The organism is Azoarcus sp. CIB, from assembly GCF_001190925.1.
Lineage (GTDB): Bacteria > Pseudomonadota > Gammaproteobacteria > Burkholderiales > Rhodocyclaceae > Aromatoleum.
Genome location: NZ_CP011072.1, coordinates 4,585,552 through 4,611,184, shown reverse-complemented (window position 1 = coordinate 4,611,184; position 25,633 = coordinate 4,585,552). Strand labels below are relative to the sequence as shown.

Below are 25,633 nucleotides of genomic sequence, written 5' to 3'. Positions count from 1 at the left end.
CACGCTCATGCGAGCGCCTTGCCGGCGTCGGCCGGTTCGTGGTTGCTGCTGTCCGCAAGTGCTGCGGCGATGTAGTCGGTGGGTAGGCGGTGGCGGTGGGCGAGTTCTTCGACGGACTCGCCGCTGGTGCGGAGCGCTTCGAGCCAGCCGTCGAGGCCGGTCGACAGGGAGCGGCCGGCTTTTTCGCCGTCGCGCGTGTCGCCCGTGTCGACATCGTACTTGTTCGCGTAGCCGCGCGGCGTGACCATCAGGCCGTCGCGCACGAAGGTGTTGGAGTTGCCGATCAGTACCGTGCTCAACATGCCGATGTCGCACTCGGTCATCTGCGCCAGCGTCGTGAATTCGATGCGCTGCTTCGGCCGGTAGGCGGACTTCACGATCGCGACCGGCGTGTCGGGACGGCGGTGCGCGAGGAAGAGGCGCTGGGCCTCGACGATCTGGCGCGCGCGGCGGCCGCTCTTGGGGTTGTACAGCGCGACGACGAAATCGGCGGCGGCCGCGGCGTTGAGGCGGCGCGCGATCACCGGCCACGGTGTGAGCAGGTCGGACAGCGAGATCGCGCAGAAGTCGTGTGTCAGCGGCGCGCCGACGAGCGCCGCGCAGGTGTTCAGCGCCGAGGCACCGGGGATGATCTCGACCTCGATATCCGAGTCGGGGGTCCATCCGGCCTGGAACAGCACCTCGAAGGTCGGACCGGCCATGCCGTACACGCCCGCGTCGCCCGAGGAGATCAGCGCGACCTTCTTGCCCTGCTTCGCACGGTCGAGTGCCTCGATCGCGCGGTCGAGTTCCTCGGTCATCGACTTCTTGACCACCTCCCTGCCTTCGACGAGGTCGGCGACGAGGCGGATGTAGGTGACGTAGCCGATGACGGTGTCGGCCTCGGCGATCGCGGCGCGCGCGCGCCCGCTCATGTGCTCGACGCTGCCGGGCCCGAGGCCCACCAGCATGATCTTGCCTGTGGTCATGGTGTTCTTCTCTGTGTTGAGGACGTAGGGCGGGAGTAGCGCAGCGGATCCCGCCAAAGCGGCGGCTGAGCCACCCTTTACGTACGATTGGCGGGATGCGCTACGCTCCTCCCGCCCTACGGTGTCGTTGCCAGGTCTGCCAGCGCGGGACGCACCCAGCGCGCAACAGCCCAGCCCGACAAGCCGCCGAGCGCGAGCCATTGCACGGCGGTGGCGATGGTGGTCGCGATGGCGAAGGGGGCGGCGAGCGCTTCCATCTGGCGTGCGATGTCGAGGTCGTAGCCGGCGAAAGGGCCGCTGGCGAGATGCGGGGCGCCGACCGCGAAGGGCAGCATGAGCACGGCAAGGCCCGCCAAGCGCAGCGGGCCGCGGACGAAGGCGAGCAGGCCGAGCCCCGCCGCCCCGCTGCACGCGGCGAGCAGCCACCAAGCCTGTCGATCGCCGAGCGGAGCGGCGACGCTGCCGGGAAGCTCGGGCGGCAGCCCCAGAGTCGGCAGGCCGAAGACGCAGATCCAGCCGGCAGCGCCCCACGCGAGGCCCGTGCCGGCCGACGCGAGGGGACGACCGCGCAGGTGTTCCCAGATCGTCATCGCCGCGACCAGAACGAGGCCGAAGCCGATCGCGGTCAGGACGTTGGCGATGGCGGTCCAGACATGCCGTACCGTGGCGTCATCCGGCGCCCTCGCTGCCGCGTCATGTGCGTGTGCGTCGCCGTGGGCATGGTCGTGATCATGCGCGGTCGTGGCCGGCTCCGCCGAACCTTCGAACACCTCCGCGGCGGCGATGAGCGGGATGGCCTGCCAGTGCTGCACGGCACTCACGAGCAGTCCGGCGAGCGCGCCCACCAGCAGGGCGCACAGGACGATGCGACGGAACAGCATGCCGGACTCCGCGCTCAGTGGCAGGGGAAGACGTTGACGTGGCGGGTGTCGTGCGCGGCGTTGTGGGCCGCGGCGATCGGGCTGAAGCCGACGCCATAGACGATCACGGCGCCGAGCAGCGCGGCGGTGAGGGCGGGCAGGGCGATCGCCGTCAGGGCGCTCTTCGGGCGGGCGATTTGCAGGGCGGCTTGCTGTTGCATGGTGGTTCTCCTTCTTCGATGGGTGTGACAGCGTTTTAAAATCAGTTCGATGCCGACATGCGGGCGACGGACACGGTCGCATTGCGCCCGTCTGGACCGCGCAGCTTGTGCTTCTCGACGATCAGCTGCGTCAGATCCGCCCCGGCGGCGAGCAGCGCGGCGGCTTCGGACACGGACGGCGTGCCGGTGTAGCGGCGTACCGTTTCGGACGGATTCGGCACGGGCACGTCGGCGAGCGTCGCCGCTGGGTGGAAGGCGATCGTCCAGCCGTGACGGGCTGCGAGTTCGAGCAACCCGGCCTCGTCGGCCTTGAGGTCGATGCTCGCCACTGCACGGACGTCGGCGAGGTTCGCGCCGGCCTGGGCGAGCGCCTCGTCGATCGCGCGGGCGATCGTCTCCGACGGCGTGCCGCGGTCGCAGCCGAGGCCCAACGCGACGCCGGACGACGCGATTTGCGATGACATCACGCCGCCTCCTGCGGCGGGCGGTAGATCACGCGGCGTCCGGCGAGGCGTTCGGCCCAGCCGGCGGGCAGTTCCCGGTCGCTGATCCACAGCACCGCGCCGAAATTCTCCGGGTCGATGTCCTCGAGGCGCTCGAAGCGTTTCAGGTTCGCCGGCAGCGGACCGCTGCGGCCGTTCGCATGACGAGCCCACCAATCAAGGCTGCCCGCTTCCTGCACGAGGGCGACCGGCTCGTCGTTCACGACCGCGGCGCTTGCGCGCACGATCTCGTCGTGGCTCGCATCGAAGGTCCAGCCGAGTTCGCGGCCCAGCAGGTCGACGGCGAGCGTCTCGCGCGCGTCCGATGCGGTCGTCAGCACCGGCTGCGCGCCGAGCGCCGCGGCGAGCACGCCCGCGAGCGCATTGGCGCCGCCTAGATGGCCTGAGAGCATCGGGATCGCGTAGCGGCCGCCTTCGTCGAGCACGACGATGCCGGGGTCCTGCTCCTTGTCCTGCAGGTGCGGCGCGATCAGGCGCACGACGGCGCCGAGCGAGACGATCGCGACGATGCCGTCGAAGCCCGCGAAGAGCGCGGGGATCTGGTCACCGGTCTTGCCGGTGTAGCAGGCAGCGGCGCCGGGGGCGGCCGCTTCGGCTTCGGCGCGGAATTTTTCGGGCGCGAAGAGCCGTGCGCCGGGGATCGCGGCGACGACCTTGCCGGCGAGCGCGATGCCGTGCTTGGTGATCGAGACGATCGCGACGCGTTCGTTGGGGAAGGGGAGATGCATGCTCATCGGACTAGCCTCCGTTCGCCGTGTGGACCGTAGGGCGGAAAAGCGCAGCGCCTTCCGCCGTATGCCGGCTCACCGCATTTGCGCATGCGGCGGATAACGCCGCTTCGCGGCTCATCCGCCCTACGGAACCGGTCGGTCATGCCGACACCTCCGTCGTGAGCGCTTCGATCGCAGCGGCGCGCTTGCGGCAGCCGCGACGCAGTTCGCCGCGCGCCCGCTTGGGGTTCTGCACCAGCAGCAGCGACAAGTAATTGACCTTCTCGCCGCGCAGGCTCGCGACGTCATGCACGACGCGCTCTTCCGGCGAGCCGACCTTCTCGACGAAGCAGCTGGTCGCCAGCAGGTCGCGCGCCTCGAGCAGATCCAGCACCTCGTCGAGCAGCGGCTTCACCTTTATCAGCACCAGCGTGTCGAACTCGTCGAGCAGGTGGTCGATCACCGACACACCGTAGGCCGCCGGGATCACCGCGACGGTTTCGTCTTCCTCGGCGAGCGCGACATCCGCGCAGGCGGCGGCCGCGGCGAAGGAACTGACGCCGGGAATCGTCTCGACCTCGACTTCCGGGGCCAGCTCGCGCACCGCGCGGGCGAGGTGGCGGAAGGTCGAGTAGGTGGAGGCGTCGCCCTCGACGAGGAAGGCGACGTCGCGCCCTTCGGCGAGGAGCTCGGCGGTGCGGGCCGCGGCGCGCGCCCAGGCCTTGGCGAGTGCGACCGCGTCGCGCGTCATCGGGAACACCAGCTCGACCGCGTCGGCCGGCACTTCGAGGCCGCCGCGCACGACGATGTCGAGCGCGTAGGAGCGTTCCTCGGCCTTCTTCACCGGGTAGGTCCAGCGCGCGTCCGACTGCAGCGCGGTCCAGCCGCGGCGCGTGATCAGGTCGGGATCGCCGGGGCCGAGCGACACGCCGATCAGGCGGCCGTAGCGGGGGGAGGCGAGAGCGTCATTCATCATTGTTCTGTGCTTCGGTTGGGGGCTCATTAATCGGGTAATCGAATCGACAGGGACTCCTTGTTCCTCCCCCTTCAAGGGGGAGGTTAGGAGGGGGATGGGTTTCCGTCGGGGGCAGCTGAACCCATCCCCACCCCAACCCTCCCCCTTGAAGGGGAGGGGGTAAACGCGGACCTCAACCTGACATCACGCCACTGCTCCCTGCGTTGGTAGGAAGGGCCTTGAATGCGGTCACAATCCACACCGGGTTCTGCGCGGCCAGTCGGTGCATGTCGAGGATCGGCTGGCTGCGCGCCGCCGACAGCATCGTCACGTCCCAGTCGGCGCCGGCCGCGGCGAGCGCGCCGGTCGCGGTCGCGAGGTTTTCGAGCGTGACGAAGTTCATCACGAGGCGGCCGGCGGGACGCAACCGCGCGAGGCACAGTTCGATGAGCTGTGCGAGTTCGCCGCCCGAGCCGCCGATGAACACCGCGTCCGGATCGGGCCACGCGTCGAGGCCGTCCGGCGCCTTGCCTTCGACCAGCGTGTAGTTCGTCGCCTGCAGGCGCTGCGCGTTCTCGCGCGCATTAGCGGCATCGCCGGTGTTCTTCTCGATCGCCCAGACGTGGCCGAGGCGCGCGATGCGCGAAGCCTCCAGTCCGACAGAGCCGGAGCCCGCGCCGATGTCCCAGACGACGCTGTCCGCGCGCAGCCCGAGTTTCGCGAGCGACACGGCGCGCGCTTCGAGCTTGGTGATGAGGCCCTTTTCAGGTTGGCGCTGAACGAAATCGCCGTCCTCGAAACCGAAGACCGCGCGCGGTGCGGGCGCAGTGACGCGGTCGATCACGGCGATGTTGGGATGCGCGAATTCACGCGCTGCGGCGTCCGCGAGCATGAGGTCGGCGAAGATTTCCTCGTCGGGCAGGCACAGGCGCGCGGCGACGGAGATGCGCAGCTCGTCGCCGTAGCCTGCAGCAAGGAGGGCGCGCGCAACGCGGTCCGGGCTGTTGTGCGGGCTCGTGAAGGTGGCCACGCGCGCGTGTTCCGCGACCGCACGCACGAGTCCGTACAGGCCGTGGCCGGGTGCCGCGCCGGTGTGCCATTCGCCGGCATCCGCGCCGTGGCATGAGCGGACCGCAGCGTCCTGCCACGGCTTCTTCAGCCGTGCGCAGGCGATCGCGATCGTCGATGGCGCCGGCAGCACTTCCACGCTCGCTGCGCCAATCTTGTCGATCAAAAAGCGCGCGATCCCGTGGCACAAAGGGTCGCCGGTCGCGAGCACGGTCACCGTCAGGCGGTCGGCGAGCGCTGCGCGCACCCATTCGGGCGTCTTGCCGAGCGCGCCGTCCATGTCGCGCAGTTCGACGTCCTTGCCCAGATGCGGCGCGACCAGGTCGAGCGTGCGGCGCGCGCCGATCACGACACGGCTCTCGGTCAGCCGTTCGCGACCGGCGGCCGAGAGACCGTCCCAGCCATCGTCGAGGATGCCCAGGATCAGGCAGCGAGGGTCAGACATTCGGATTCCTCCACTGTAACGATGGGCACACCCTCGAAATTGCAGGCGAGCACGGTGAGGCGGTGCGGGCCGGGGTAGCGTTCCCGCAGGCTGCGGATCGCACGGACCGCGAGCGCGCGGTGAAAGGGCACGGTGAGCCCCAGTTCGGCAAGGCTTTCGGCGGCGAAGCGCGCGGTCTCGGCAGCGCGGATCTGCTCGACGACATCCGTCGGTGCGCCGACCTCGGTCGCTGCGTCGGCGATCAGCTGGCGGTCGATCTCCTCGCGCCACGCGTGCGTCACCGACAGGCCCTGCGCGATCTTCGTCAGCTTGCCGACCATTGCGCCGACGATGACGCGCTGCATCCCCTGCTTCACTGCGGTCGAGAACGCCGCCTTGACGAAGTCGCCCATCTGGACGAAGCAGGCCTCGTCGAGTTCGGGGAATTCGCGCATCGCGCACTTCTCGGTGCGCCCGCCGGTCGTGAACACGACGGCCGTGTGGCCCTGGTTCGCCGCGACGTCGACCGCCTGGATCACGCTCGCGCGGAAGGCCGCGGTCGAGTAGGGGCGCACGATCCCGGTCGTGCCGAGGATTGAGATGCCGCCGAGGATGCCCAGCCGCGCATTCAGCGTCTTCTTCGCCATCGCCTCGCCGCCCGGCACCGAGATCGTCACCTCCAGGCTGTCGCCCGCGGCGAGGATCGAGGCACCCGCACGGGCGACGTTTTCGCAGATGTTCCTGTGCGGCACCGGGTTGATCGCCGGGCCGCCGACCTCCAGCCCGAGGCCGGGCTTCGTGACGACGCCGACACCGGGCCCGCCCTTCAGGATCACCTCGCCGCCGCCGTTCGGGATGCGTCGCACGTCGGCGGTCAGGTGCGCCTTGTCGGTCGCGTCCGGGTCGTCGCCCGCGTCCTTGATGCTCACCGCGTGCGCGCAATCGCCGTCGACGCGCCCGTCGGTGATGCGGAATACGACCTGCATCGTGTTCGGCAGCACGCACTCGATCTCCGCCGGGATTTCGCCCTGCACGAGCCCGAGTGTCGCCGCAGTCGCCGCGGCGGCCGAGTTCGCGCCGGTCGTGAAGCCGGTGCGGTTTCCCCGCTCGCGCTTCGCGTCCCCCTTGCGCACCTTCTCCTGCAAGGCGTGCCCTGCTGCCATCGATCGCGTCTCCGCTTACGCCGTCAGCGCCTGCTGTTCGCGCTGGCGCGCTTCGGCGATGCCGAGCAGCGCGTGGATCGCCGCGACGACCAGCGTCGAGCCGCCCTTGCGGCCGCGGATCACAATCCACGGCACATTGGCGACCTCCGCCATCAGGTCCTTCGACTCGGCCGCCGACACGAAGCCGACCGGCATGCCAATCACCAGCGCCGGCTGCGCGCCTTCCTCGCGGATCAGGCGTACGACTTCGATCAGCGCCGTCGGCGCATTGCCGATGCCCACGATCGCACCGTCGAGCAGGCCCTGGCGGTGCGCCTTCCGCATCGCCTGCACCGCACGCGTGGTCTCCTCGGCCTTCGCCTGGGCGATCACGTCCGCGTCCGAGATGAACTGGTGCGTGCTCATGCCGAAGTACGCGAGTCGTGAGGCCGACAGGCCGACGCAAATCATCTCGACGTCGGCGACGATGCGCGTGCCGCCGGCGAGGATCGCTGTCAGGCCTGCCGTGACGGCCTCCGGGTGGAAGTCGGTCAGGCCGTTGAATTCGAAGTCCGCGTTGGCGTGGATCATGCGGCGCACGACCGGCCACTGTTCGGGGCGATAGTCGTGGCGGCCGACCTCGGCGTCGATGATGGCGAAGGAATCGTGCTCGATCGCGCGCCCGGCGGCGGTGAGCTGTTCGGTGACGACGTTGCTGTGCATGGTTCAGGCGTGGGCGGGTTGGGCGCAGCCGGCGTGCGGCGCGTGGTGGTGGGAACAGCCGTGGCCATGATCGTGGTGGGCATGGCCGTGATCATGGTGGTGGTGAGGGTCGTGCCCGTCGTGGTCGTGATGGCCCGCGGTATGACTATGGTCGTGCAGGTGCTCGGCCTCGGCGGCCAGGCGATACTTGCAGCCGTCGCATTCGAGCAGCGAGGCTTCACCGGCGTCGGCGACGCGCGCCTCGACCAGCTCGAAGACGCCCGCGTCGAAGCCGAAATGCGTGCCCAGAGCGAACGCGATCTGCGGGTACTGCGCGCGCAGCCGCGCGAGCTGCGCGTCGATGCGCTCGATCAGCACGCCGGTGAAGAGATACACCGGCACCACCGCGATCTGCGTCATCCCCAGACGCACCTGGCGCTGCACCGCCGTCTCCAGCCGCGGCCAGGTCACGCCGGTGAAGGCGAGCTCGACGAGCTCGTGGTCGCTGTCCTCGAAGATCCAGCGCGCCATCTTCGCGAGCTCGCCGTTCGCGCCCGCGTCCGACGATCCGCGGCCCAGCAGGATCACGCCCGTGGTGCAGGGGTCCGGCATGTGCAGCGCGTGCATCAGGCGGTCGAGCCGGCCCATCAGCACGTCAAAAATCTCGCGTCCCATGCCGAGGTGGCGCGTGCATTCGAAGGCGACGGCGGGGTGGCGTTCGCGCGCCTGCTCGATCGCCGCCGGGATCTCCATCTTCACGTGGCCCGCTGCGTTGAGGATGAAGGGGATCACGATCACGCGCGCAGCGCCGGCCGCCGCACGGTCGAGTCCCGCGTCGAGCAGCACGTCGGCGTACTCGATGAAGCAGGCCTCGATGCGCCACTCGGGGCGGCGTGCGCGCCACTCCGCGGCAAAGCGTTCGATCTCGTCGTTGCCCGCGCGGTTGCGCGAGCCGTGGCCGACCAGCAGGATCGTGGTGTTTTTCATGATGCGTCTTCCGTGACGGTGGCCCGGCGGAAGCGGTGGCTGAAGGCCGGGTCGTAGAGTTTTGAACGGGCGATCTCGGGCCAGTCGCGCGCGCCCAGCGCGGGGCTCGCGATGATCATCGCCTGCGACGCGATCTTCTCGGCCTGGCACTTCTTCTTGATGTCGGCGAGGGTGCCGCGGACGATCTTCTCCTCGCCCGGCCAGCTCGCCTTGTGCACGACGAGGATGGGCGCGTCCTCCGGCCAGCCGGCACGGCGCAGCGCGTCCTGCACCTCGTGCAGCAGCGTGATCGACAGGAAGATGCACAGCGTCGTGCGGTGTGCGGCCAGCGCGTCGAGCTCCTCGCCCGCGGGCATCGGCGTGCGGCCCGCGACGCGAGTCAGGATCACCGTCTGCGTCACTTCCGGCAGCGTCAGCGTCTCACCCGCCGCGGCGGCCGCGGCCAGCGCCGAGGACACGCCCGGCACGACCTTCCACGGCACGCCGGCCGCATCGAGCAGACGCGTCGTCTCGACGAGCGCGCCGTACAGGCCGGGATCACCGGTCTGCAGCCGCACGACGGTCACGCACCGCGATGCCGCGTCGATCAGCCACGTGCCCATCTCCTCGAGCGTCATGTCCTTCGAATCGCGGATCGCGCAGCCTTCCGGCGCGTAGAGCGTCGCCGCCTGGTCGACCAGCGAACCGGCGAACAGGATGCCGCCCGCCTGTTCGAGCAGGCGCCGCCCCTTCACGGTGATCAGGTCCGGATCGCCCGGGCCGGCGCCGACGAACCACACGGTTCCCGGCAAGGACTTGGAATGCATACGGCTCCCCGCGAGTGCATTGAACAAGCACCGGGGGATGGCGACAGCCGACGGCACCGACGGGCGGCACGGTCGGGCGCAACTTGAGGCTGGGTCGATGAGTGGCTGCGTTCGGGCGCTCGAGGCCCGTGACAGACGCGATCGGATTCCAGTCGGCAAGCCCACACCCCGGGGCACAAACCTTCCAAATCGATCGGGCCGGTCTTCTGGCTCACCTTCTTTCGGATTCCGCCGCCTTCCCGAGCGCGAGGCTCAGTGGCGTATGGCGGATCCGTCAGGCTTACAGCAGCGGGGGCTGCGCCGGACTGGTCAAGGGGAGCGTGCCCCCGGACTTCACCGGACTTCCCGTTTCACCCCGTCACGCGGTCGCATGGCGGGGAACCCGGATCGAATTCAGCGCAGAGAATAGGGGAAGCGGACAGGGCGCGCAAGTAGCCGTTACGTCATTCGGCAGCACATCCGGCAACAGCTTTCGAGCCGCCTGCCCGAGTCGGGTAGTCCGCATCCCGGTGAATACTCTCGGGGTATGCAACCGGCGTTCCGCCCCGCTGCGGATACGGTTATGCTGGCGGGCATGACACAGATTTCTGCCGATTCCGCCATGATGCAGCCCGTGACAAAAGCCTGTGCGGTGCCGTCCTACCTGTCGCGCACCTATCACTGGGCCTATCTCAGCCATCGCACCCTGCCCTGGCTCGACCGCGAATGGGTCGTTTCGGCCATCCTGTGGGGCAATGCCCGGCGCCTGATGCGAGCGGCAGTCGAGGAGTTCGCTCCGGGACAGCGCCTGTTGCAGGCGGCGTGCGTCTATGGCCCGTTCTCGCGCCTGCTCGCCGAGCGCGTCGGCTGCAACGGGGCGCTCGACGTCATCGACGTGGCGCCGATCCAGGTCGCGAACGCTCGCCGCAAGCTCGACGGTCTCGCGCATGCCGAGGTGCGTCAGGGCGATCTGGCGCGACCGGATTGCCTCGCGGCCGGGTCGCACGAAGCCGTGTGCTGTTTCTTCCTGCTGCATGAAGTGCCGCCGGTCGAGCGCGCGTGCATCGTGCACAACCTGCTCGGGGCGGTCGAGCCGGGCGGCAAGATCGTGTTCGTCGATTACCATCGCACCCGCCCATGGCACCCCCTGCGTCCGGTCATGGCGCAGGTGTTCCGCTGGCTCGAGCCTTTCGCGCCCTCGCTGCTCGACGTCGACATCACGGCGCTGTCGCCGCTGGGCGAGGAATTCGCATGGAAAAAGACCACCTTGTTCGGTGGTCTCTATCAGAAGATCGTCGGGGTGCGGCGCGGCTGAGCCGCACCCGTCGCGGTGACGCTCAGCCGCCGCGATTGCCCGGCTTTGCGTTGAAGAGCGCTGCGCGCGGCGCGGGGCTACGTCCCGTATCCTGACGCGCCGGTGCGCGCGGGGCGTCGCCCGTGCGCGGCGCACGGTTGCCGCTGGGCTCCTGGCCACGCGGTGCGCCGGCCTTGTTCGCCTCGCCGTTGCGTGCAGGGCGATTGGCCTGCGCCTCCCCGCTGCGGGCCGGGCGGTTTGCCGGCTTGCCGCCGTCGGCCTGTGCGCCCTGCCGTGCCGGCTGGCGGTTCGCCCCGTGCGGCTGCGTGCGCGGCGCCGGGCGTTCTGCAAGCGGCTGGCGCGGCGCACGGCTATCGTTGCGCCGTCCCGACGACTGGCGCGGGTCGCGCGGCGGTCGCTCGCTGTCGCCCGGATCGGGCGCGTGGGTCACGAATTCCGGCACGGTGGCGCGATCGATGGTGCGCTTGATCAGGCGCTCGATCGACGCGAGGTAGGGCCTCTCCTCGCTGTCGACGAAGGAAATCGCCTTGCCGCTCGATCCCGCGCGGCCGGTGCGGCCGATGCGGTGCACGTAGTCTTCCGGCACGTTTGGCAGCTCGAAGTTCACCACCTGCGGCAGCTGGTCGATGTCCAGGCCGCGCGCCGCGATGTCGGTTGCGACCAGCACCGGCAGCGAGTTGTCCTTGAACTGCGACAGCGCGCGCGTGCGTGCCGCTTGGCTCTTATTGCCGTGGATCGCGGCGGCCGGGATGCCGTGTTTGCCGAGGTATTCGGCCAGCCGGTTGGCGCCGTGCTTGGTGCGCGTGAACACCAGCACCTGGTGCCAGTCGTGTTCCTTGACCAGATGCACGAGCAGATCGCGCTTCTGTTTCTGCGGCACCGAATACACGGACTGTTCGACCAGTTCGGTGGTCGTGTTGCGGCGTGCCACTTCGACGCAGCCCGGGTTGTTCAGCAGGCCGTTGGCGAGCGAACGGATCTCGTCCGAGAAGGTCGCCGAGAACAGCAGGTTCTGGCGCTGCTTGGGCAGCATCGCGAGCACCTTGCGGATGTCGCGGATGAAGCCCATGTCGAGCATGCGGTCGGCTTCGTCGAGGACGAGGATCTCGACCCCCGACAGGTCGACGGTCTTCTGGCCGGCATGGTCCAGCAGACGCCCCGGCGTCGCGACGAGGATGTCGACGCGCTTCTTCAGCGCCGAGATCTGCGGATTGATGTTCACGCCGCCGAACATGACCATCGAGGTCAGCGGCATGTGCTTGCCGTAGGTCTGCACCGATTCCTCGACCTGTGCTGCGAGCTCGCGCGTCGGGGTGAGGATCAGGCAGCGGGGGCGCCCCGCCTTGGGGGCGCTGGCCGAGCTTGTGGACAGCCGGTGCAGCAGCGGCAGCGTGAAGCCGGCGGTCTTGCCGGTGCCGGTCTGGGCTGCGGCAAGCAGGTCGCCGCCGGCCAGCACCAGGGGAATCGCCTGCGCCTGGATCGGTGTCGGCTGCGTGTAGCCCGACTCGGAAATGGCGCGCAAAAGGGGTTCGGCCAGTCCAAGACTGGCGAAGGAAACTTCGGAATTGATCAAGAAGGATGCTCCAGCGACGGCCTGTCGCTGCATTAGAGCGACACCAATCGAGGCGGGCAGGGTAGTGCGACCGGAAATAGTCGCAACAAGGTGTTATCGAAGGGCCTGCGACCGATTGGTCAAGGACACAGGTGTTGCGATACTACACTTTTTTCGTGCGGCGCAACAAGAGTTGCGTAAGCGGATTCTCCCCGGTTTGCGCGGCCTTTGCATTGATTTATATGCAAATTGTTGGTGTGTGTATCACTAAGGTGCAATGTTGCGCTTACTTCTTGTTAAGTATATTCCGCGTTTCGATCATGGTTTCTCGGAGTGCCACGCATGGCAGCTGTCCAAAACCGCCTCTCGCGCACTCGCGCACGTCTTGCGTTCCGGCTCGGTTTGCGCGCCACAGCGGGCCTCGCGGCAATGGGGCTGGTTGCGGTCGCCCTGGGCGCCGTCGTGGTGCTGCTGGTAGGGGGAACCTGGTCCGCTCTGGTTGCGGGCAACGTGGTCCTGGCCTTGGCTGCGGTCGTCAGCTTCCTGATCGCGACGGCCTTGTGCGTGCTGGTGTGCGGCTGGCTGTTCGCGCCGGTTGCCCGGCCCGACGGCGTGCGCCTGCCGCCGGAGCTCGCGGAAGGGCTGTTTCGCCTCATCGAGCGCACCGGCAAGCGTTTTGGCGGCATCCACATCGACGCGGTGTGGGTCGTCGGTGACATGAACGCCGCGATCCTGCAGCGCCCCCGCTGGGGCTGGGTCGGTCCGTTGGAAACCCATCTGATGATCGGCCTGCCGCTGGCCCACAGCGTGACCCGGCGCCAGTTCGGCGCGATCCTCGCGCACGAGTTCGCCCATCTTGCGGCGCAGCGCCGCGGGCTGGACGGTTGGTGGGGGCATCTGCGCGCCTGGTGGTTCCGCGCCCTCGACCGCTGCATCGAGGATGCGCCGCGCCTCGGTCGCGCGCTGGACAACTGGACCGCGGGCGACTTGCGCGCCGCGATGCGCCTGTCGCGCCTGGAAGAGTTCGAGGCCGATGCCGGCGCGGCGCGCGTGGTCGGTGCGCAGCGGGTCGGCGAAGCGCTTGTCGAGGTCGCGCTGAAGGAGCGTTTCCTCAACGAGGATTACTGGCGCAAGGTCATGGCGCAAAGCCGCACCACGCCCCAGCCGCTGATCCGCCCCTTCCGCGAGATGGGCCTGGGCGTGCTTGCCGGCTTCCGCCGCCCGGAACCCGGCCCGATGGACATCCACGACATGTTCGGCGGTGCCGCGTCCGAGGCCGACTTCCACCCCACGCTGGCCGAACGCCTGCGCGTGCTGCGCGTCGATCCCGAGGTCCCGGTGTGCGGCGGCGAGTCCTTGGCAAACACCTATCTGGCCCCCCTCCTGCCGACGCTGTCGTGGGTGTTCGACCGCGCGTGGTGGCAGGATTCGCGGCGCGACTGGCGTCAGCGTTACGAGCGCGCGCGCGGCGCCTGAGCGCAGCCGGGGCGCATCAGGTTCCGGCCGGGCGCTTGCCGCGCGCCTTGTCCAGCTGCTCGCACAGCGTCGTCGCCCCGTCGAGGATGCGCGGTGTGTGGCGCTGGATCAGCTCCGGCGGCACGAAATAGAGGTTCTCGCGCGTCGTCGCGGCAAGCTTGGGCCAGCGCTTCCAGTTGTCCAGCCAGTCCGGGCGCGCCTCGCCCATGCCGCTCGCGACGATCACCTCGGGGTCGGCCGCCAGCACGCTTTCCACGCCTATCGTCGGCGCGAGCTGAGTGAGCTTGCCGAACACGTTTTCGCCGCCGCACAGGCGGACCACGTCCGAGATCAGGTGTTCGTCGTTGATCGTCATCAGCGGCTTGTCCCAGATCTGGTAGAACATGCGCACGCGCGCACGCTGCCCGAAACGCGCCGCGAGCGCCCCCTTGCGCGCGCGGAATGCGTCGGCGGCGGTGCGGCCCGCCGCGTCGGTGCCGGCGAGCCTGGCTAGCGTTTCCAGGCTGCGCGCGACGTCGTCCAGGTTGCGCGGTTCGTTCATGAAGACGGGGATGCCCAGCGCGGCGAGCTTGTCCAGGTGCGCGTCGCGGTTGCCGCTCTTCCACGCGATCACGAGGTCGGGCTTGAGTGCCGCGACTGCTTCCATGTCGACGTTGCTGTAGCCGCCCACGCGCGGCAGCTTGCGTGCCGCGTCAGGGTAATCGCTGTACGCAACCGCGCCGACGACGCGCTCCCCGGCGCCGGCGGCGAACAACAGCTCGGTGACGTGCGGGGCGAGGCTCACGATGCGCTCGGCCGGGCGTGCGAGCTTCACTTCGCGGCCGGTGTCGTCGCGGAGCGCGATTTCCGCCTGCGCGGTTGTCACCGCGAGTGCGCCTGCGGCAAGGATCGCGGCGCGAACGGGGCGGATGCGGTGGAACAGGGATGGGCGTTGCGTCATCGGCTTCTCAGTTGGGGCGGGTCGCCGTGCGTGCGGTGGCGCGCTCCGTCGGGGGCTGCGGGGAAGGGGGCGCCAGGGGCTGCACGGTGAGGCTGCCCTGCGGGCCGGTCGCGGCGAGCCGGCGGGCGATTTCGTGGATCCCTTCGAATCGACCGGCGCACCACGCGGGTGCAAGCAGCGTCGGCGCGTTGGCGGTCGCGGACACGCGGTGATACACGACGCTTGCGGGCGTGCGCCGGATCATCTCCGTGGCGACCTCGGCGTAATGCGCGGCGTCCGGCGGCGCGACCTCGCCGCGGCGCCACGCGGCGGCGAGGCGGCTGCCCTTGACGATCATCAGCGGGTGCAGTTTCAGCCCCTCGACGCTGAGCTCCAGCACACGCTCCAGCGTATCCAGGCTGCGCTCGGGCGCTTCGCCCGGAAGGCCGACGATGAGGTGCGTGCACACCGGAATTCCCCGCGCGTGGGCGCGCGCCGTCGCATCCGCGTAGGCCGCCCAGCCGTGCCCGCGATTGACGCGCGCGAGCGTGTCGTCGAAGGCGCTCTGCAGGCCCAGTTCCAACCATACCTCGTAGCCGCGCTCGCGGTAGCCGGCGAGGAGATCCAGTGCCGCGTCGGGTACGCAATCGGGGCGCGTGCCGATGCACAGCCCGACGATGTCGGCGCCGGCGAGGGCCTCCTCGTACAGCCGCTGCAGCGTCTCCACTTCCGCGTAGGTGCTGGTGTAGGCCTGGAAGTAGGCGAGGTAGCGGCGCGCGCGGTCGGCGCGGACGCGGCCGGCATCGAGCTGCTGCGCGATCGGCGCCTCGGCCTCGTCGCTGAAGGCGCGCACGTTGCAGAAGGTGCAGCCGCCGCGCCCGAGCGTGCCGTCGCGGTTGGGACAGGTGAAATTCGCGTGCAGCGGCAGCTTGTGCACGCGTTCGCCGAAGCGCGCGCGCAGGTGGCGGCCGATCGTGTTGACGTAATGGTCGAGCTGCATGTCAGGCCGCCCTGCGCAAGGCGTCGAGCGCCGCGGCGAGGCGGGCCCAGCCGGTTTCGTCCGGCGGCAGGCCGAAGCGCAGGCTCGCCGGTTCGTCGAAGCGGCGCACGAGGATGCCGGCGCGCGCGAGGTGCTCCTGCACCGCCGGCGCGTCCGGACAGCCCACCCACTGGAACAGCGCCGGCCCCGCGGGTTCGCCGAGGCCGCTATCCCGCAACAGGCCGGCGAGGCGCGCGGCTTCGCCTTGCAGGCGTTCGCACATCGCGTCCTGCCATGGGCGGTCTGCCAGCGCTGCGCGGGCGACGTGACGTGCGGGGCCGCTCAGCGTCCACGGCCCGAGGAGCTCGGCCAGGCGTTCGCGCAGGTCCGTCGGCGCGAGCACGAAGCCGACACGCGCGCCGGCCAGCCCGAAGAACTTGCCGAGCGAGCGCAACACGACGAGGTTCGCGCGCCCGGCGGCAGTTGCGAGGCTGTCGGCCGGGTCCGCATCGATGAAGGCTTCGTCGACCACCAGCCAGCCGCCGCGCGCCGCGAGCCGCGCGTGCCAGCCGAGCAGCCGATCGCGCGAAAAGCGTGCGCCGGACGGGTTGTTGGGGTGCACGAGCAGCAGCACGTCGGTGTCGTCGAGCGCCCCCTCGACTGCGTCCGCGGCAACGGCGCGCAGCGTGCGTCCGCGCCAGGCATGCGGATGCTCGGCATAGGTCGGAGCGAGCACGGTCACGCGCTCGCTGGGGATCAGCGCCGGCAGGGCCTGGATCGCCGGTTGCGAGCCGGCGACCGGCAGCAGCTGGTCGGTGCCGTAGCAGGCCGCGGCGGCAGCCTCGAGCCCGTCGCCGTCTTCGGGCAGGCGGTGCCAGGCGTCTGCCGGAATGGGCGGGACGGGCCACGCGTGCGGGTTGATGCCCGTCGACAGGTCCAGCCAGTCGGCGAGCGGAATGCCGTAGTGCTGCGCCGCGCGGCGCAGGCGTCCGCCGTGCTCAAGCATTCGAGATACGCGGCTGAAGCCGCTCCCACGTCCGGATTGGCGGGATACGCTGCGCTCCTCCCGCCCTACACGCGCTCGTGCGATTGCCTTGCCGCTCCCACATGGCAGCTCCCTCGAAGCCCATCATCGCGCTCCCGCAAGCGCCGCGACGATCGCGCCGGCGGCAACGATGCCCGTCCAGAGCAGCATCCCGTGCTGCATCAGGCGTACCGCGGCGCGTACGCTGGCGGCGTCCGGCGTGCGGCCGCAGCCGAGCGGCGGGCGCAGCTCTTCGTGGCCGTGGTAGATCGCCGCGCCGCCGAGCTGCACCCCGAGCGCGCCGGCGCCCGCAGCCATCACCGGTCCGGCGTTGGGGCTGTCCCAGGCCGAGGCCTGTTCGCGCCAGCACGCCAGCGCGTCGCGGCTGCGGCCGAGCAGCGCATAGGTCAGCGCCGTGAGTCGCGCCGGCAGCCAGTTCAGGATGTCGTCGAGGCGCGCGGCCGCCCAGCCGAAACGGATGAAGCGTTCGGTGCGGTAACCCCACATCGCGTCGAGCGTGTTGGCGAGGCGGAACACCAGCGCGCCGGCGCCGCCCGCGATGCAGAACCAGAACAGTGCGCCGAACACCGCGTCGTTTCCGTTTTCGAGCACCGACTCGGTGCCGGCCTTGGCGACGCCGGCCGCGTCCAGCGCGCGCGTGTCGCGGCTGACGATCCAGCCGACGCGCTCGCGCGCCATGTCTAGGTCGCCGGCCGCGAGCGGCGCCGCGATCGCCTCGGCATGCTGCGCGAGGCTGCGCGCGCCGAGCGCGAAATAGAGCAGGCCGATATCGACCAGCCAGTGCGCGGCGGGATGGCTCGCGCGCAGCAGCAGCGCCAGCGCGAGCCACGGCCCGATCGCCAACAGCCACGCGAGTAGGCCGCCCGCACGGGTCGGCAGCCGCGGGCGCAAGCGTGCCTCCAGCCAGCCCGCCCAGCGGCCGAAGCCGACCAGCGGATGCCAGCGGCGCGGCTCGCCGAGCAGGTGGTCGAGCGCGATGCCGGCGAGGAGTTTGACGAGCAGGGAAATCATCGGGGCGAAGCTTATCGGCGATAATCCGCCGCTTTGAACGAGCCGGGATTCTACGCCATGCCGCAAGCAATCACCCTGATGGTGCAGGGGACGACCTCCGACGCCGGCAAGAGCACGCTGGTCGCCGGACTCGCGCGCCTGCTCGCGCGGCGTGGCGTGCGCGTCGCACCATTCAAGCCGCAGAACATGGCGCTCAACTCGGCGGTGACGGCGGACGGCGGCGAGATTGGCCGCGCGCAGGCGCTGCAGGCGCTCGCGGCAGGACTGGAGCCGCACACCGACTTCAATCCCGTGCTGCTCAAGCCGTCCACCGACATCGGCGCGCAGGTCGTCATCCACGGCAAGGTCGCCGCCAACCTGTCGGCGCGCGACTATCACGCCTACAAGCCGACCGCGATGAAGGCCGTGATGCAGTCCTGGGATCGCCTCACCAGCGCCTACGAGTGCGTGCTGGTCGAAGGCGCCGGGAGCCCGGCGGAAATCAACCTGCGCGATCGCGACATCGCCAATATGGGCTTTGCCGAAGCCGCCGACGTGCCGGTGATCCTCGTCGCCGATATCGACCGCGGCGGCGTCTTCGCGCATCTGGTGGGCACGCTCGAACTGCTGTCGCCGTCGGAGCAGGCGCGCGTGAAGGGCTTCGTCATCAACCGCTTTCGCGGCGACCTTGGCCTGCTGCAGTCCGGGCTGGACTGGCTCGAGCAACGCACCGGACGGCCGGTGCTGGGCGTGCTGCCCTACCTGCACGGCCTGTTCCTCGATGCCGAGGACGCGCTCGGCGAGGCCAGCGTCGACAAGCGCGAGGCGCGCCTGCGCGTGGTCGCGCCGGTCTATCCGCGCATCTCCAACCACACCGACCTCGACGCGCTGCGCCTGCATCCGCAGATCGATTTCCGCTGGGTCGGGCCCGGACAGGCCATCCCGCCCGCCGACCTGATCGTGCTGCCCGGCTCCAAGAGCGTGCAGGCCGACCTCGCCTGGCTGCGTGCGCAGGGATGGGAGCCGGCGATCAAGCGGCACCTGCGCTACGGCGGCAAGGTCGCGGGCATCTGCGGCGGCTTCCAGATGCTCGGCACGCGCCTCGCGGACCCGCAGGGGTTGGAAGGGGTGCCGAGCACCGTCGCGGGGCTGGGTCTGCTCGACATGGAAACCGTCCTCGAAGCCGAAAAGCAGCTTGAGAACCGCAGCGGCGTGCTGTGCCTGCCCGGCGGAGCCGCCGTCGCCGGTTACGAGATCCACATGGGCGTGAGCCGCGGCGCAGCCCTCGCCCGCCCCGCGCTGCACTTCGACGACGGCCGCGCCGACGGCGCGCTATCGGCCGACGGGCAGATCCTCGGCACCTACCTGCACGGGCTGTTCGACGCGCCCGCGGCCCTGTCCGCGCTGCTCGCGTGGGCCGGGGCGGGGGAGGTCGAAACGGTCGATCTCGCAGCGCGGCGCGAAGCGGATCTTGACCGGCTGGCGGACAGCGTTGGGACACATCTGGATCTTTCCCCGGTGTTGCCGGCCGCGTGGCTCGTCTGAACGCTTGAAATCCTGTAGGGCGGGAGGAGCGCAGCGTATCCCGCCAATCCAAGCGCCATAATTCGCCCGGCCGGCTCATGGTGGGATGCGCTTCGCTTCTCCCACCCTACGAATCCGTGCTTCCACAAACTAAGGCGTCAAATACAACCGTTCGCCCTGAGCGTGTCGAAGGGCGCTGCCAGGGCTTCGACAGGCTCAGCCCGAACGGTAATTGGTTGCCCGCAGGTCAGCGCCCGGTGAACACCGGCTTGCGCTTCGCGAAGAACGCGTCCAGCCCCTCGCGGTAGTCGTCCGTCGCGAGGAAGTCGAACGCCGCGCGCTTTTCTTCCTCACTCAGGGCGCCGCCGCGCATCAGCCGGTGCACCCACTGCTTGTGCCAGCGTGCGACCAGCGGGGCGCCGGCGACGATGCGCGCTGCGCTCGCGCGGGCCTCGTCCAGCACCTTCTCGTCGTCGGTCACGCGCGTCAGCAACCCCTTCTGCAGCGCCTCGCGCGCGTCGAGGATGCGCCCCTCGAGCAGGATCTCCAGCAACACCGCCGGGCCGACCAGATCCAGCAGGCCCGCCATCTCGCCCGGATACATCGAGAAGCCCAGGCGGTTGATCGGGGCACCGAAGCGCGCCGACTCGCCGGCGATGCGCAGGTCACAGCAGCCGGCGATCTCCAGCCCGCCTCCGACGCAGGCGCCCTGGATCGCGGCCACGGTCGGAATCGCACACGCGCGGATCGCGTCCAGCGCCGCGGCGACCAGCGTGTCGTGGTAATGCAGCGCGTCGTCGACGGTCGCGCGCACGGTCAGGAACTCCTCGATGTCGCCCCCCGCCGCGAACGCCTTGTCGCCCGCACCGCGCAGGATCACGCAGCGCAGTGGGGGAGTCGCGGCGATGCGCTCGAAGGCTTCGCGCAGCGCGATCCACATCGCGGAGTCGATCGCGTTCAGCTTGTCGGGGTTGGAGAGGGTCAGCGTGGCGATGTCGCCATCGGTGGAAAAAAGTATCTCGCCGCTCATGGCCGGGTTCCGTCTGTCGCTTCGGGAATGGTAGAAAAATTCAATTTATCAATGAATTAAAAAAACTCCATACGTTATGGTATGGAGTCTTGTAGATGATATATCATCCGCCCGTCGGCACTGGTGCAACAGACATCGGGTCGGCTGAAGGAGGAGTGTGGCGGAGCGACGTGACATCGTTGCTTTTCTTGGAGGGAGAGGGAATGTCTGTATCAATGTATGCGCACATCAGGCGCAATCCGCGCTTTATGGAACTCGTCGAGAAGCGCACCCGCTTCGCGACGATCCTGTCGATCATCGTCCTGACGATCTTCTACGGCTTCGTCCTGCTCGTCGCGTTCGCGCCCGGGCTGATCGCGAAGCAGCTGTCGGAAGGCAGCAACCTGACCTTCGGCGTCGCCGCCGGCCTGTTCCAGTTCGTGTTCTTCTGGGTGCTGACGCTGGTCTACGTGCGTCGCGCCAACGGCGAGTTCGACGACATCAACAACGAAATCGTGCGTGCCGCGTTTAAGGAAGAAAAATAATGAAAGCTTCCACGATTTCCCGTTTCGCCGCCGGCCTGTTCTCGCTCTCGATCGCCGCATCGGCTGTCGCCGGTGATGCCATCGCCCAGACGGAAAAGCAGGGCCTCAACCTGCACGCGATCCTGATGTTCTTCATCTTCGTGGTGCTGACCCTTGTCATCACCTACTGGGCCGCCTCGCGTACCAAGTCGACCGCTGACTTCTACACCGCCGGCGGTGGCATCACCGGCTGGCAGAACGGCCTCGCGATCGCCGGTGACTACATGTCCGCCGCGACCCTGCTCGGTCTCACCGCGATGATGTACACGCAGGGCGTCGATGCGTACATCTACATGATCGCGTTCTTCGTCGGCTGGCCCATCATCCTGTTCCTGATGGCCGAGCGCCTGCGCAACCTCGGCAAGTTCACCTTCGCCGACATCACCGCCTACCGCCTCGACCAGGGCAAGGTGCGCACGATGGCCGCCATCAGCTCGCTGACCGTGGTGTGCTTCTACCTCGTCGCCCAGATGGTCGGCGCCGGCCAGCTCATCAAGCTGCTGTTCGGCCTCGACTACAACATCGCGCTGTTCGTGGTCGGCGCGCTGATGATGGTGTACGTCACCTTCGGCGGCATGGTCGCGACGACCTGGGTGCAGATCATCAAGGCCTGCATGCTGCTCATCGGCGGCACCACCGTGATGCTGCTCGCGTTCAGCCAGTTCGGCTTCAGCTTCGATGAGCTGACCACGCGTGCGATGGAAGTGCACAAGCTCGGCGGCAAGCTCCTCTCCCCGGGCAGCCTGCTCGCCGATCCGGTCACCGCGATCTCGCTCGGCCTCGGCCTGATGTTCGGTACCGCTGGCCTGCCGCACATCCTGATGCGCTTCTTCACCGTCACGGACGCCAAGGAAGCGCGCAAGTCGGTGCTCTACGCATCGGGCATCGTCGCGTACTTCTTCAACGTCATCGCCATCATGGGCCTGTGCGCGATCCTGATCGTCGGCACCAACCCCGAGTTCTTCGAGGGCGGCCAGCTCGGCGGCAAGGTCATCGGCGGCGGCAACATGATCGCCATGCACCTCGCCAAGGCGGTCGGCGGCAACCTGCTGCTCGGCTTCCTGTCGGCCGTGGCCTTCGCGACCATCCTCGCGGTCGTCGCCGGTCTCGCACTGGCTGGCGCCTCGGCGATCTCGCACGACATCTACTCCCGCGTCATCATGAAGGGCAAGGCGTCGGAGACGACCGAACTGAAGGTGTCCAAGTTCGCGACCATCGGCCTCGGCATCGTCGCAGTCCTGCTCGGCATGGCCTTCGAGAAGATGAACATCGCGTTCATGGTCGCGCTCGCCTTCGGCGTCGCAGCTTCGGCCAACTTCCCGGTGCTGATCCTGTCGATGTACTGGAAGGGCCTGACGACCCGTGGCGCGCTGTGGGGCGGTTACTCCGGCCTGTTCAGCGCCGTGACCTTCGTCGTGCTGTCGAAGTCGGTGTGGGTGGACGTGCTGCACAACGCGGCCGCGATCTTCCCCTACACGCAGCCGGCGCTGTTCTCGATGCCGATCGCCTTCATCCTCGCGATCGTCGTTTCGAAGATGGACAGCAGTGTCGGCGCACAGAAGGAAATCGAAGCCTTCGAAGACCAGTACGTGCGCGCGCAGACCGGCGTCGGCGCAGAGACGGCTTCGTCGCACTGAGCGCTCTTTAGAAGCCCGCGGCACGACATGTGCCGCAGCAATATCGCAAACCCCCGCGCGGCTCGTGCCCCGCGGGGGTTTGTTCTTTTTGGGGGTGGACTGGCGCGATTTTCAGCGCTACGATGTTTTACCACAATTGTAGTAACGGATCTGCCATGTCCACCACCACCTCTATTCGAATTGACCAGACGCTTTACAACCAGGCCAAGGCTGATGCCGCCGCTGAGCATCGCACCATCGCAGGCCAGATTGAATTCTGGGCAAAGGTGGGGAGGGCGGCGCTCGACAATCCCGACCTGCCGGTAAGTTTTGTCGCCGAGTCTCTCGCATCGATGGCCGAGGCACGCGAGGAGGCTACGCCCTTCGTGCCCCGGAGTCGTCAGCAGTGAGCGGTTACGACATTCAGCAAACGCGCCGATTTGCCCGCCAGTACAAGAAGCTGCACGACAACGTCGTTGTCGACGTCGACATTGCAGTCGCGTCCATCGCGGAAAACCCCGCGATAGGTGAGCGCAAGAAAGGGGATTTGGCAGAGCTGATGGTCGTCAAGTTTCGCAGCCAGGGGCAACTCTATTTGCTTGGATACACGGTCGCAGAGCAAGTCAGGTTGGTATATCTGGAATCCGTTGGTCCTCACGAGAACTTTTACAGGGATTTGAAACGACCCTGAGCCTCCGTCACGAAAGTGCGCCACCGACGAACGACGGAGACCTGCACTACGAATCGTGACGCCCCTCTTTGGAGCGTCTGCGTAGTAAATCGCCTGTGTGGCTCAGTTTGTGTGGGGCCGCCTCAATCGGCTCCGCCGCGCGCAGCGGCGAGTTTCGGCGCCCGCGTTTGGGCGATCCGCGCGCACAGGCCCAGCACCGCGCACGCATCGCTGGTCGTGAGATCTCGTCCGAGCACCAGTCGAACATCCACCCTCAGGTCGCCGCTCGCCGTGGCCAGAACCGTGGGCCGGAACGGCAGCTGCGATGCGAAGGCTTCGGCCGAAGCGCGATAGCCATCGCGGTACTGGATCACCGATGCGGCCTGGTTGTACGGAACCTGATTCGTCAGACGCGGGCGGGCGAAACCTTGCTGGCCGAGCAGCCCCGCAAGCCGCCTCGCGAGCCCTTCGCCGCCATGGCCGTTCGCGACCTCATATCGTGCGGCCGATTTCGCTGCGCTGGTGGCAAGTGATTGCGCAGCCGGTGTCGTTCCTGCAACCACGGAAGAACGAGCAACGGCTGGCGCCGGAGGCGCTGCCGCAGCGATGATCGCGGCGGCTTCGGCGATTGCGGTCGCGCCGGTCGCCGTTGGCGCGTTGCGCAGTTCGAACACGTTTTCCGCCACTTTCACCAGGGTTGCGCTCGGCGTCATAGTCGCCAAGGGTGCAGCAGCGGTCCGGATGGGCGCCGGTGTTACCGGAGCGAAGCCGAGGGCGGCGGTTTGGGTTTCGATGCCGGCAGCCGGAACGCTTTCGACGGTTGCCTTGGCCGGCGCAGTCGCGATGGCAGGCGCCAGAGCTGCGATCGGGGTCGCAGCCGGCGACGCTTCGCTAAGCACGGTGCTGATCGTCACGGCCGGTGCGGTTGGCGTCGTCGGTGCTGCCGGTGTCGCCGGTGCCGCCGGTGTCGTGGCGGGTGTCGGCGCGACGTTTACCGCAACTGCGGGCAAAGGCTGTTGAGTGGCCAGTGCGGGTCCGCTTGCGGCCGCCTGGGCAGTAGGCTGGCGTGAGGTCCTGGCAGTCATCGTGGGTGTGGCGGGCGCGGTCGGCCAGCGGCCACTCGCACGTGCTTCCGCAAATTCTGCCTGGTCGAGCGCCCCCAGACGCCGGTACGCGGTCGCGAGATTGCTCCACGCGCGGCGGTTGCTGCCATCCACTTCCACCGCGCGCCGCAGCGCCTTCGCCGCGTCGTCATCACGACCGGCGAGCAGCAGGGCATAGCCCAGGTTGTTGTGCAGGTGGCTGGTCGCGGGGGAGAGACTGACCGCGCGCTCAAGGGCCTGCAGACCCTCCTCGATACGCCCCGACTGCATGTGCAGCGCGCCTATGGCATTCCAGGACGCAGTGTGGCTCGGGTCGGCGCCGAGCGCCTTGCGGTAGGCGTCGATGGCCTGCGCGGTGGCGCCCTGCGCTTCCTTGACGCGACCGAGCGCGTAGAAACCCGCGGCGGTCGGGCCGCTATGGCGCACCGTTAGTACGGGGGCAATCTTCCATGCGTCTTTGGGCATGTCCGGCGTGGTGCTGCAGGCGCCGAGGACGATGGCCGCGAGCACGGGCTTCAGGGTGAGTGCGTACCTGTTCATTGCCCTTCTCCAAACACGGTGTCGGCCGCCGTCAATTGCCGCCAGCCATGGTCGGCAGCAGGATGCGGTAGATCTGGATCATTGCCGGCCCGAGTAGCACCAGCATCAGTGACGGAAAGATGAAGAAGATCAGCGGGAACAACAGTTTCAGCGCGATTTTCGCGGCGGCTTCCTCGGCGCGCTGGCGGCGGCGCGTGCGCAGCATGTCGGAATGGACGCGCAACGAGGCGGCAATGCTGGTGCCGAACCGCTCGGCCTGAATGATCATCGCGACGAAGCCTTCGACCTCCTCGACACCGGTGCGGTTGGCGAGGTTGCGCAAGGCGCGCGCGCGCTCCAAGCCGGCGCGCAGTTCCAGCGTGACCAGATGCAGCTCCTCCGCGAGCGTCTCGCTCTTGTGCTGCATCTCATCTGCGACGCGAACCAGCGCCGCCTCGACGCCAAGCCCGGCCTCGACGCAGACCGTCATCAGGTCGAGCGCATCGGGGAAGGTCTCGAAGATCTCGCGCTGGCGCACGAAGACCAAGCGATTCAGCACCATGTTGGGCAGGTAGTAGCCGACGGTTGCTGCTAAGAGCACGACGAGCAAGGTTCCCTGAAATTCTAATCCGGGGCTCGAAATCAGCACCGTGAAATACGCCACCAGCGGGAAACCTAGCGCTAACGCTGTCTTGATACCGAAGAAGGCGAGCGGTGCGGACGCGTGCCGAATGCCCGCATGCATGAAGCGCGCACGCAGCGCGGACGTGTCATCGCTGTCCTCAGGGGTCGAGAGCTTCGCGAACGGGCGGGTGAGCTTTTCCGTGCGCTCGATCCAGGTGTCGGCAGACGGGCCCGTCGCAACTTTCCCCCCAGAGAGCGCGTTCAGGCGATCGGCTGTCGGCGAGCGCGAGAACAGGCTCATTACAAAGAACGCACCGGCCGAGACCGCGACGAACAGCAGTCCAAGAAATGCGACTTGGGTATAGTTCATAATTGCCCCCTTG

The 25,633-nt window shown here is 68.5% G+C and carries 26 protein-coding genes and 1 riboswitch; of the genes, 7 read left to right on the top strand and 19 right to left on the bottom strand.

From position 1 onward, the window contains the following. Positions 1 to 5: 5 nt before the first annotated feature. The 11 genes from cobJ to cobM all read right to left on the bottom strand — a co-directional run bounded on the left by cobJ (position 6) and on the right by cobM (position 9,346). Positions 6 to 968 (bottom strand): precorrin-3B C(17)-methyltransferase, encoded by a 963-nt coding sequence (gene cobJ, locus AzCIB_RS20700; RefSeq protein WP_083447084.1) that lies wholly within the window; start codon positions 966 to 968, stop codon positions 6 to 8. A 116-nt stretch (positions 969 to 1,084) separates the two neighbouring features. Continuing rightward, a complete protein-coding gene (locus AzCIB_RS20695; RefSeq protein ID WP_050417626.1) occupies positions 1,085 to 1,849 on the bottom strand; it encodes a CbtA family protein in 765 nt (254 codons plus the stop codon). Between the two features lie 14 nt (positions 1,850 to 1,863). After that, positions 1,864 to 2,049, bottom strand: coding sequence for a CbtB domain-containing protein (locus AzCIB_RS20690; protein ID WP_050417625.1), 186 nt, complete (start codon positions 2,047 to 2,049; stop codon positions 1,864 to 1,866). Positions 2,050 to 2,090: 41 nt separating this feature from the next. Beyond that, entirely contained in the window at positions 2,091 to 2,513 is a 423-nt protein-coding gene (locus AzCIB_RS20685) for a cobalamin biosynthesis protein (RefSeq protein WP_198149575.1), read from the bottom strand. Beyond that, positions 2,513 to 3,286 (bottom strand): cobalamin biosynthesis central domain-containing protein, encoded by a 774-nt coding sequence (locus AzCIB_RS20680; RefSeq protein WP_050417624.1) that lies wholly within the window; start codon positions 3,284 to 3,286, stop codon positions 2,513 to 2,515. The genes AzCIB_RS20685 and AzCIB_RS20680 overlap by 1 nt, the downstream gene beginning before the upstream one ends. 136 nt (positions 3,287 to 3,422) lie before the next feature. Beyond that, positions 3,423 to 4,235: a precorrin-2 C(20)-methyltransferase gene (gene cobI, locus AzCIB_RS20675; RefSeq protein WP_157058628.1), complete on the bottom strand. Its 813-nt coding sequence runs from the start codon at positions 4,233 to 4,235 to the stop codon at positions 3,423 to 3,425. A 175-nt stretch (positions 4,236 to 4,410) separates the two neighbouring features. Then, positions 4,411 to 5,730, bottom strand: a complete 1,320-nt coding sequence (locus AzCIB_RS20670; protein WP_050418488.1) for a bifunctional cobalt-precorrin-7 (C(5))-methyltransferase/cobalt-precorrin-6B (C(15))-methyltransferase — start codon at positions 5,728 to 5,730, stop codon at positions 4,411 to 4,413. Next, the gene (locus tag AzCIB_RS20665; RefSeq protein WP_050417622.1) at positions 5,709 to 6,872 is read right to left on the bottom strand and encodes a cobalt-precorrin-5B (C(1))-methyltransferase; all 1,164 of its coding nucleotides are present in this window, start codon (positions 6,870 to 6,872) and stop codon (positions 5,709 to 5,711) included. Before AzCIB_RS20665 ends, AzCIB_RS20670 begins: the two co-directional genes overlap by 22 nt. Before the next feature lie 15 nt (positions 6,873 to 6,887). After that, entirely contained in the window at positions 6,888 to 7,574 is a 687-nt protein-coding gene (locus AzCIB_RS20660; RefSeq protein ID WP_050417621.1) for a precorrin-8X methylmutase, read from the bottom strand. Positions 7,575 to 7,577: 3 nt separating this feature from the next. Next, positions 7,578 to 8,540 (bottom strand): sirohydrochlorin chelatase, encoded by a 963-nt coding sequence (locus AzCIB_RS20655; RefSeq protein ID WP_050417620.1) that lies wholly within the window; start codon positions 8,538 to 8,540, stop codon positions 7,578 to 7,580. Then, positions 8,537 to 9,346 carry a precorrin-4 C(11)-methyltransferase gene (cobM, locus tag AzCIB_RS20650; RefSeq protein WP_050417619.1) on the bottom strand — a complete coding sequence of 270 codons (810 nt, stop codon included), beginning with the start codon at positions 9,344 to 9,346 and terminating at the stop codon, positions 8,537 to 8,539. The genes AzCIB_RS20655 and cobM overlap by 4 nt, the downstream gene beginning before the upstream one ends. 179 nt (positions 9,347 to 9,525) lie before the next feature. Then, positions 9,526 to 9,748, bottom strand: a riboswitch (cobalamin riboswitch). A 199-nt stretch (positions 9,749 to 9,947) separates the two neighbouring features. Between cobM and rquA the strand changes: the two genes are divergently transcribed. Next, entirely contained in the window at positions 9,948 to 10,640 is a 693-nt protein-coding gene (rquA, locus tag AzCIB_RS20645; protein ID WP_232299280.1) for a rhodoquinone biosynthesis methyltransferase RquA, read from the top strand. Between the two features lie 22 nt (positions 10,641 to 10,662). Here the strand turns inward: rquA and AzCIB_RS20640 are convergent, their stop codons facing one another. Next, complete coding sequence (locus tag AzCIB_RS20640) at positions 10,663 to 12,210, bottom strand: DEAD/DEAH box helicase (protein WP_050418487.1); 1,548 nt, start codon at positions 12,208 to 12,210, stop codon at positions 10,663 to 10,665. A 324-nt stretch (positions 12,211 to 12,534) separates the two neighbouring features. On the opposite strand from AzCIB_RS20640, the gene AzCIB_RS20635 reads away from it, so the two are divergent. Next, on the top strand, positions 12,535 to 13,668 hold the full coding sequence (locus AzCIB_RS20635) for a M48 family metallopeptidase (RefSeq protein WP_050417617.1): 1,134 nt from the start codon (positions 12,535 to 12,537) through the stop codon (positions 13,666 to 13,668). A 16-nt stretch (positions 13,669 to 13,684) separates the two neighbouring features. Here the strand turns inward: AzCIB_RS20635 and AzCIB_RS20630 are convergent, their stop codons facing one another. The 4 genes from AzCIB_RS20630 to cbiB all read right to left on the bottom strand — a co-directional run bounded on the left by AzCIB_RS20630 (position 13,685) and on the right by cbiB (position 17,622). Beyond that, positions 13,685 to 14,608: a cobalamin-binding protein gene (locus tag AzCIB_RS20630; RefSeq protein WP_050417616.1), complete on the bottom strand. Its 924-nt coding sequence runs from the start codon at positions 14,606 to 14,608 to the stop codon at positions 13,685 to 13,687. Positions 14,609 to 14,615: 7 nt separating this feature from the next. Then, the gene (mnmL, locus tag AzCIB_RS20625; protein ID WP_050417615.1) at positions 14,616 to 15,587 is read right to left on the bottom strand and encodes a tRNA modification radical SAM protein MnmL/YtqA; all 972 of its coding nucleotides are present in this window, start codon (positions 15,585 to 15,587) and stop codon (positions 14,616 to 14,618) included. 1 nt (position 15,588) lies between these two features. Next, positions 15,589 to 16,572: a threonine-phosphate decarboxylase CobD gene (cobD, locus tag AzCIB_RS20620; protein WP_050417614.1), complete on the bottom strand. Its 984-nt coding sequence runs from the start codon at positions 16,570 to 16,572 to the stop codon at positions 15,589 to 15,591. Positions 16,573 to 16,695: 123 nt separating this feature from the next. Next, positions 16,696 to 17,622, bottom strand: a complete 927-nt coding sequence (cbiB, locus tag AzCIB_RS20615) for an adenosylcobinamide-phosphate synthase CbiB (RefSeq protein ID WP_050417613.1) — start codon at positions 17,620 to 17,622, stop codon at positions 16,696 to 16,698. A gap of 57 nt (positions 17,623 to 17,679) precedes the next feature. Here cbiB and AzCIB_RS20610 point away from each other — a divergent pair, with 57 nt between their 5' ends. Then, complete coding sequence (locus AzCIB_RS20610) at positions 17,680 to 19,146, top strand: cobyric acid synthase (protein WP_050417612.1); 1,467 nt, start codon at positions 17,680 to 17,682, stop codon at positions 19,144 to 19,146. A gap of 226 nt (positions 19,147 to 19,372) precedes the next feature. Here the strand turns inward: AzCIB_RS20610 and AzCIB_RS20605 are convergent, their stop codons facing one another. Next, positions 19,373 to 20,155: an enoyl-CoA hydratase/isomerase family protein gene (locus AzCIB_RS20605; RefSeq protein WP_050417611.1), complete on the bottom strand. Its 783-nt coding sequence runs from the start codon at positions 20,153 to 20,155 to the stop codon at positions 19,373 to 19,375. 203 nt (positions 20,156 to 20,358) lie between these two features. Between AzCIB_RS20605 and AzCIB_RS20600 the strand changes: the two genes are divergently transcribed. From AzCIB_RS20600 to AzCIB_RS20585, 4 genes are all read left to right on the top strand, one after another. Then, positions 20,359 to 20,679 carry a DUF485 domain-containing protein gene (locus tag AzCIB_RS20600; RefSeq protein ID WP_353611527.1) on the top strand — a complete coding sequence of 107 codons (321 nt, stop codon included), beginning with the start codon at positions 20,359 to 20,361 and terminating at the stop codon, positions 20,677 to 20,679. Then, entirely contained in the window at positions 20,679 to 22,355 is a 1,677-nt protein-coding gene (locus tag AzCIB_RS20595) for a cation acetate symporter (protein WP_050417609.1), read from the top strand. The genes AzCIB_RS20600 and AzCIB_RS20595 overlap by 1 nt, the downstream gene beginning before the upstream one ends. 155 nt (positions 22,356 to 22,510) lie before the next feature. Further along, positions 22,511 to 22,744 (top strand): ParD-like family protein, encoded by a 234-nt coding sequence (locus tag AzCIB_RS20590; protein ID WP_050417608.1) that lies wholly within the window; start codon positions 22,511 to 22,513, stop codon positions 22,742 to 22,744. Further along, positions 22,741 to 23,025 (top strand): type II toxin-antitoxin system RelE/ParE family toxin, encoded by a 285-nt coding sequence (locus AzCIB_RS20585; protein ID WP_050417607.1) that lies wholly within the window; start codon positions 22,741 to 22,743, stop codon positions 23,023 to 23,025. The genes AzCIB_RS20590 and AzCIB_RS20585 overlap by 4 nt, the downstream gene beginning before the upstream one ends. A gap of 122 nt (positions 23,026 to 23,147) precedes the next feature. Here AzCIB_RS20585 and AzCIB_RS24935 read toward each other — a convergent pair whose 3' ends face one another. Together AzCIB_RS24935 and AzCIB_RS20575 are read right to left on the bottom strand one after the other, a co-directional pair. After that, complete coding sequence (locus AzCIB_RS24935; RefSeq protein WP_050417606.1) at positions 23,148 to 24,647, bottom strand: LytR C-terminal domain-containing protein; 1,500 nt, start codon at positions 24,645 to 24,647, stop codon at positions 23,148 to 23,150. Positions 24,648 to 24,678: 31 nt separating this feature from the next. Then, the gene (locus tag AzCIB_RS20575; RefSeq protein ID WP_050417605.1) at positions 24,679 to 25,620 is read right to left on the bottom strand and encodes a type II secretion system F family protein; all 942 of its coding nucleotides are present in this window, start codon (positions 25,618 to 25,620) and stop codon (positions 24,679 to 24,681) included. Between the last annotated feature and the right edge of the window lie 13 nt (positions 25,621 to 25,633).